The organism is Adonisia turfae CCMR0081, assembly GCF_011009555.1.
Lineage (GTDB): Bacteria > Cyanobacteriota > Cyanobacteriia > Phormidesmidales > Phormidesmidaceae > Leptothoe > Leptothoe turfae.
Genome location: NZ_QXHD01000004.1, coordinates 321,443 through 327,513, shown reverse-complemented (window position 1 = coordinate 327,513; position 6,071 = coordinate 321,443). Strand labels below are relative to the sequence as shown.

The window sequence follows — 6,071 nt, the reverse complement described above, 5'->3', positions numbered from 1 at the left end:
GTAACCCTTTAGGTAACGTGTGGACGGTGTAACCCTGGTCTGCAAACCATTGCTGAAAATAGGGTTCTTCCCCTTGCCGCTCAGCATGAAAAAAGCGACTGAGAACAACGGTTTGGTCGAGAATCAACCCAGCATTTGCTGTGAATACCATATCTGGCCATCCAGGCTGAGGTGCCACTAACTCCACCGTTGCATGCTCTTTGAGAATATTGTGGAGCTGGTTCCACTGTTCCTGGGCAAGATCGCGCGATGAGCGATGGATATTGCCTTCCATCCAGGGATTAATTACATAATCAACGTCATAGTGCTGTGGAGCGCACATCAAAATTCGCACGGACTCTTTCATGGTCACCTCAAGTGAACAGAGTGGTAGAACGGTCAATAGCTAGAGGAGAAGTCTACGTTCCTTCCTCAATTATCATTGATCGATGATGAACAACCATTTTTTTGTTTTGAAGTGTTTTTATGATTTCAAGAATGACTCCAAAAGTTATGAACTGTTGACCTGTTGTGTTTTAAGAATGTCGTTTATGCAGAAACCGCATGGGCGGTTGCATGACAAACTTTAGTACCGAACTCCTTATTCTTTGCCACTTGCCAACTCTTTGCCGTTGGTCACCGGCTTATTGAGATTGGCTTGACCGATATTGAAGGAGATAGCGTAAGGACTATCTGTTTTAATCGATGCCCTTCTGATTTCTAAACCGATCACCTGCCCATCTTCGTCATAGTCAAGCACTAATCCCGGTGAGATTTGCGTTGTTTCCTCAATCACAGTAGAGACGAAAGCAATCTGTAGGATGTCTTTATCTGGGTCATAAACGACTTTCATGGGCAAAGATTTCCTTGATTCCAATGACGCACTTACTTACCAGCATAAACTGGCATCGCCAAGGCGTTTGCTTGGCTTGAATTGTGCATCACACAATTATAAGTTTGAGAAAGTTGCTTCGCTATGACGCAATACTTTCTGAAGAATTGACAAAAGGGAAACTGGGGGTATCAGCTTAAGCTGAGAAACCTCGACTGAGTGGGGGGGCAGGAGCCAGGAGGAAGTTTGGGGTGTTGCCAAATACATTGGCTAATCCCGTCTGCCCATATCCCATCTGTTCTCAAGCCGTAACTGTTGAATATCTTCTCCGGCTAATCAAGAGCATTCTGCCCCATCTGGGCATAGTGAATTCTCAACTTTAGTCCTAGGGTTACTTGTTTCATAATCCAATAGAGCACCGTCAGTAGAACAAATGAAAAGAAAATAACAACTAGCGGTCGCTTTGAAGTCAGAGTATTCAAGGTGATGGCCAAAACGCTGGACGGATCAACAACAATATCCCAGCTATTAAGCCGAATGAAACGACCTAGATAAACACCAAAAGCGCACAGGGCATGGATGCTAACCTCAACCGGCCCAGCTAGTGCGTGTAATCCCTTTTGTTGCAGGTAGAAATTTACATTTAAAAGAGCAATCACATAGGCTTCAAACCCGATAATAATGGCCGCCATATGCATCGGAATAAAGATAAAAGCAACCACCCAAATCTTGATACTTCCAGCACTGGTGCCACGAATTAGGTGCAAAATATCGGTCAAAACATAGGGAGCATTGGGAAGAAAGGCGATAAATGTGACCAGACCTATCCACCAAAGCCAAAGTTTACGCGTGTGGGACTGTTTAAATAGCCAAATGCTGATGCCAAGTGCAATCACCATAACCCCGGCCAGCCAGAGCAGTTGCAGTAAGGTGCCAGGATCACCTGTTTGGATATCACGAACGATACTCGATGCAAACCGTCTAAGCCTGGGCAGCCTGGACTCCAACCCGACGATACCAATCAGGGCGGTGCCAAAACAGGCTAGTGCAAACCAGAAAGGAGACAGTGCTTTCCGGCGAAATAGCTTAAAACTAAGCAGCATTGGAATAAAGGCCAAAAATAAGTTCCACCAGATCCAGCCGCTATAGAAGTTATTGATGCCCTGGTAAATATCAACGATGATCCATCCCATAGATTTATCAACCCCATATCGAACATTACAGTTCTACTAATTTCTAGGGGGTAATTGCAGAGGGAATGAATAATAGCGTTTAGAGTTAGGGCGACTGCATTATCCTTAAAAAGCTATTCACTGTCATCTTCGCAAGCTCCAATACTGACCCAGCTGGTGGAACCATCTTTCCAAATCTCTTTTTTCCAGATGGGGGCATTGTGTTTCAGCGTATCAATAGCATATTTGCAAGCAGCAAAGGCCTCTGATCGATGGGGACAACCGACAGCAACAAGCACACTGATCTCTCCCACTGTGAGTTTGCCAGTGCGGTGATGAATCGCTACATGGGTAATATCGTTCCATCGCTGACGCATCTCCGCAGCAATTTGTTTGAAGACAGCTATGGCCATTGGTTCATATGCCTGATACTCCAATGCAACAACGGCTTTTCCCTCGGTATTGTTGCGCACCATACCGCTCATAACAACAATGGCTCCATTGGCCTCATCACCTGCTAAGTGATAAACCTCATCTAGGGATAGAGGGGCAAAGGTGATAGCAAAACTATCAGCCTCATTGGTTTGGGTTTGAACATCGAGGTTAAAGGGCAGGCCAACGGTCATAGCTGTGCGTATTGCGAGACGGATGCGGAGAATGGACGTTATTTATTGTAGATAGTCCACTAAGAGTTGCGAAACATCATAACTTTGGTGATTTGACCAACTCTAGGGGAAAATTGACTGAAAAGTAGACTACCAGCCTGTCAAGGTTGAGCCATCAGGGATCGCGATCGCAACCACTATGAGTTCTGGAATTTTTGCTGTAGCCAATATTGGTAAATATCGTCTATACGTCGGTGAAACCCATCAACTCAAGCCTCGCTGGGCCAAAATGATGGCAATGTTTTCCCAGGGTAAATTTCCATCCAAAAAAATTCAGCAGGCTTGGCAAGAATCTAGCAAAGAGCGCCGTTTTACCTTTCATACTGCCAAGCAAATTTCTGAAGATACAAATTTACTTGGCTATCGTCAGTTTTTGAAAGACACTGGAGCTGAGGCTTGAGAGTAGGGCGGTGTCAGGGTAGAAAATCTTGGATAGGTGAGCAATGGGAAATGGAGAATAGGGCGTGAGGTTTGGGTTATGACAGGCATTTGAGCCCATAGAGCCCATAGAATTTTTGCCCCATGCTTGTTTTCCTGATCTAATGTGTGAATCGTCTACCAGCACATTATTTTCGTGCCGCTCCTTACTTCACTCCGCCAATTAAATAAAGCAGGGCCATGCGGGTGGCGACACCGCTGGTGACTTGCATGGGGACGAGGCTTAGTTCTGGATCATCCATTAAAGCTGACGTCAGTTCAACACCGCGATTGGTGGGGCCAGGGTGCATAATTTTGACGGTGGCTTTACAGGTTTTTAAGCGCTCACGGGTAATGCCAAACTGCTGGTGATATTCTCGCAAGCTAGGCAGCAGATGTTGGCTCATACGCTCATGCTGTAGCCGTAGCGCCATAACAAAATCAGCATTTTCCAAGGCTGGTTCTAATTGCCAGTGAACATAGAGTTTGCCTGTTGAGTTTGTGTCACTGTCAGATGCTTGGGCAGATGGTTGGGTCGGACGCTGAAAAGCGTCTAGAAAATGCTTTGGTAATAGGGTAGGCGGAGCGACGAGATGTACTTCTGCACCACAGGTAGTCAGGCTCCAAATATTAGATCGGGCAACGCGCGAATGCAAAATATCGCCAACGATAACGACTTTCTTGCCCTGTAAATCCTCGATATGGGGTTTTTTTTCGTTGAGGCTGGTACAAATGGTGAATAAATCCAGTAGTGCCTGGGATGGATGAGCATGCTGCCCGTCACCAGCGTTGAGAATGCCCACACCTGAATTAATTCGGTCCATCTCTTTGGCAATGATAGTGGGTACCCCTGCCTCTTGATGGCGAATCACCATCAGGTTAGTGCCCATAGCTAAGTAGGTTTTGGCCGTATCTAAGATGGTCTCTCCTTTTTTAAGGGATGAGTTACCTGGCGAAAAGTTAAGAATATCAGCAGATAATCGCTTGGCGGCTAATTCAAAACTGCTGCGGGTGCGGGTAGAGGGTTCAAAGAATAGATTGGTGATTACCTGACCCTGTAGTGCAGGCACCTTTTTGGTGCGGCGGGAGAGGACTTCACGAAAACTGGTCGCCGTTTGCAGAATAGTTTGATAGTCGCTTGGGGTGAAGTCTTCTAGGGAAATGATGTGACGACGACTCCAGGAATTGTCGGCCATAGACAGACCACATTTGAGTAGGGGACTGGTGAACGTGTTTTCGGGTCAAGCAAACTGTCACACTTTAAGTGACAGACCGCAGATTTATCAAACTGTCACACTTTAAGTGACAGACCGTAGATTTGGCAAACTGTCACACTTTAAGTGACAGACCGCAGATTTATCAAACTGTCACAGTTTAGGGACAGACCGTAGCTCTAGTTTGTAGGATATGAGCAAACGCTTTACTTAGTATTTCATTCGATGGTTCGGTTCCCAAAGGTATTATTAGGTGTATTTGTGAGTGTAGGGGTAACCATTGCAGGCTGTAATGGTTCAACGCCTACCGATGTGGCTGAACCACCGACTGTGGAAGATCCAGCTGCGGTAGTCCAAGAGGAGCCTGCACTATCCCCTGAGAAGCCCAGCGAGTCAGCTGAAGGCGATGAACCTAAGATAGAAGCGCAGACGGATGGGGTGACCCCAGATGCTGATATGGTGGCTGTTTCCATCTATGTGATGGATGATAGCTGTAGTAATTTTAAGGCGGAATCGGTTAAGGTCCCCGCTGATCAAGCCATCACTGAGGCGGTGGGCGAAGTGCTGGATCGCCATAAGTTTGAAGCGTTTAAGCTATCGGGCTATCGGGTCAATGTTGAAGATAGCAAAGCGATTGTTGATTTACGCCTGGCAGAGGATTCTCAGCGTCAGTTTCTGTCCTTGTCTAGTTGTGAGCAACAGGGATTATTTGGAGGGTTAGAAGAGACCCTTATTCAAAATCCCACCTGGAAAGTTAATCAGGTTGAATTTACCAACCGTGGCAAAGAAATTGTCCTGTAAAATAGTTTTCGCCCATCTCTTAAGTCTTAGATACGCTTGGGTGATCCTTTAAATACCAGCGCCACGGTTGCTCCGCAGCCTTTGAAAGGCCAATGCGTGTGGTTTGCACCAGGGTATGTTGCCTTCGATCGAGTTTGGCCTGAAATTCAGAGGTGCGATGCTCAAGCCATAGCTGATGCCCTGGCTGAAGTGCCACCCCATTCTGACTGCGATCGATCGCCAGGGTACGGCATAGTTTACCTGGCCCAGCGGCAATGCGTTTTCCCTGTTTCTTGTACTTGGCATCAAGGCCCGTGGGTAAATGGTCCAGTTCAATGGCGCGAATCAAAACGGCGCTGCCAGTATGCAGTGATTCGGTAACGACATTGAAGCAGTGGTACATGCCGTAGATAAAATAAACGTAGCTATGACCCGGTGGCCCAAACATGGCGGCGTTGCTGGGAGTTTTACCCCGGTAGGCATGGCAGGCGGGATCACCTGGGCAATAGGCTTCGGTTTCCACAATCAGACCCCGTAAGGTTTCGCCGTTTAGCTGGCGGACAAGGGTACAACCGATGAGATCAGGGGCAACTTCGAGGGTATTGCGATCGCACCATTCAGCAGAAATCATCGGCTACACAAACAGAGAATGTTTCAGTTGATAACAGTCACAGGGACTATGATGGCATTCCTCAGTGAACTTGTTAGGATCCAAAGGCCGTATGCAAAGCACCAGTTTTTCTTTGACAAAAGATTATAAGCTGCATTTGAATACGGACTGGGCCTTGCTCAGTTATCAAGCACCCAGAACGTTCACTAAGGAAAATTATCTGTGGATATTAAAACGATCTTGCCAGTTTTAGCGGTTGTTTTCTCGGTGGCGTGCCTGTTTTTTGGCACCCAAAATGGCTTTTACGATTCTGATGACTACCATGGCAATGGTTCTGCCCACTAATTAGACCTACTAATTAGTCGGTGGGTAGTTCTTTGGTTAGGAGGGGTTGGCCTGACT

The 6,071-nt window shown here is 46.6% G+C and carries 9 protein-coding genes; 3 read left to right on the top strand and 6 right to left on the bottom strand.

Going from position 1 to position 6,071, the window contains the following annotated elements:
* From DXZ20_RS05710 to DXZ20_RS05695, 4 genes are all read right to left on the bottom strand, one after another.
* The coding region (locus DXZ20_RS05710) for a dimethylarginine dimethylaminohydrolase family protein (protein ID WP_431732070.1) at nucleotides 1-346 on the bottom strand (346 nt) is incomplete at its 3' end.
* Nucleotides 347-580: 234 nt separating this feature from the next.
* Nucleotides 581-832 (bottom strand): DUF2283 domain-containing protein, encoded by a 252-nt coding sequence (locus DXZ20_RS05705; RefSeq protein ID WP_163662172.1) that lies wholly within the window; start codon nucleotides 830-832, stop codon nucleotides 581-583.
* 311 nt (nucleotides 833-1,143) lie between these two features.
* Nucleotides 1,144-2,004, bottom strand: a complete 861-nt coding sequence (locus DXZ20_RS05700) for a DUF1361 domain-containing protein (RefSeq protein ID WP_163662170.1) — start codon at nucleotides 2,002-2,004, stop codon at nucleotides 1,144-1,146.
* Nucleotides 2,005-2,117: 113 nt separating this feature from the next.
* A complete protein-coding gene (locus tag DXZ20_RS05695) occupies nucleotides 2,118-2,609 on the bottom strand; it encodes a molybdenum cofactor biosynthesis protein MoaE (protein WP_163696937.1) in 492 nt (163 codons plus the stop codon).
* Nucleotides 2,610-2,787: 178 nt separating this feature from the next.
* Here DXZ20_RS05695 and DXZ20_RS05690 point away from each other — a divergent pair, with 178 nt between their 5' ends.
* On the top strand, nucleotides 2,788-3,048 hold the full coding sequence (locus tag DXZ20_RS05690; protein WP_163662166.1) for a GIY-YIG nuclease family protein: 261 nt from the start codon (nucleotides 2,788-2,790) through the stop codon (nucleotides 3,046-3,048).
* Between the two features lie 184 nt (nucleotides 3,049-3,232).
* On the opposite strand, the gene DXZ20_RS05685 is transcribed toward DXZ20_RS05690, so the two are convergent.
* Nucleotides 3,233-4,261, bottom strand: a complete 1,029-nt coding sequence (locus DXZ20_RS05685) for an aspartate carbamoyltransferase catalytic subunit (protein ID WP_163696935.1) — start codon at nucleotides 4,259-4,261, stop codon at nucleotides 3,233-3,235.
* Between the two features lie 243 nt (nucleotides 4,262-4,504).
* Between DXZ20_RS05685 and DXZ20_RS05680 the strand changes: the two genes are divergently transcribed.
* Entirely contained in the window at nucleotides 4,505-5,080 is a 576-nt protein-coding gene (locus tag DXZ20_RS05680; protein WP_163662162.1) for a sporulation/spore germination protein, read from the top strand.
* Between the two features lie 19 nt (nucleotides 5,081-5,099).
* Here the strand turns inward: DXZ20_RS05680 and DXZ20_RS05675 are convergent, their stop codons facing one another.
* Entirely contained in the window at nucleotides 5,100-5,690 is a 591-nt protein-coding gene (locus DXZ20_RS05675) for a DNA-3-methyladenine glycosylase (protein WP_163696933.1), read from the bottom strand.
* 201 nt (nucleotides 5,691-5,891) lie between these two features.
* Here DXZ20_RS05675 and DXZ20_RS38170 point away from each other — a divergent pair, with 201 nt between their 5' ends.
* Nucleotides 5,892-6,014: a DUF8629 family protein gene (locus DXZ20_RS38170; RefSeq protein ID WP_284681761.1), complete on the top strand. Its 123-nt coding sequence runs from the start codon at nucleotides 5,892-5,894 to the stop codon at nucleotides 6,012-6,014.
* Nucleotides 6,015-6,071 lie beyond the last annotated feature (57 nt).

Coding starts and splice junctions, on each gene's coding strand:
- DXZ20_RS05705 (WP_163662172.1), bottom strand. CDS start 832: ATGAAAGTCGTTTATGACCCAGATAAAGACATCCTACAGATTGCTTTC.
- DXZ20_RS05700 (WP_163662170.1), bottom strand. CDS start 2,004: ATGGGATGGATCATCGTTGATATTTACCAGGGCATCAATAACTTCTAT.
- DXZ20_RS05695 (WP_163696937.1), bottom strand. CDS start 2,609: ATGACCGTTGGCCTGCCCTTTAACCTCGATGTTCAAACCCAAACCAAT.
- DXZ20_RS05690 (WP_163662166.1), top strand. CDS start 2,788: ATGAGTTCTGGAATTTTTGCTGTAGCCAATATTGGTAAATATCGTCTA.
- DXZ20_RS05685 (WP_163696935.1), bottom strand. CDS start 4,261: ATGGCCGACAATTCCTGGAGTCGTCGTCACATCATTTCCCTAGAAGAC.
- DXZ20_RS05680 (WP_163662162.1), top strand. CDS start 4,505: ATGGTTCGGTTCCCAAAGGTATTATTAGGTGTATTTGTGAGTGTAGGG.
- DXZ20_RS05675 (WP_163696933.1), bottom strand. CDS start 5,690: ATGATTTCTGCTGAATGGTGCGATCGCAATACCCTCGAAGTTGCCCCT.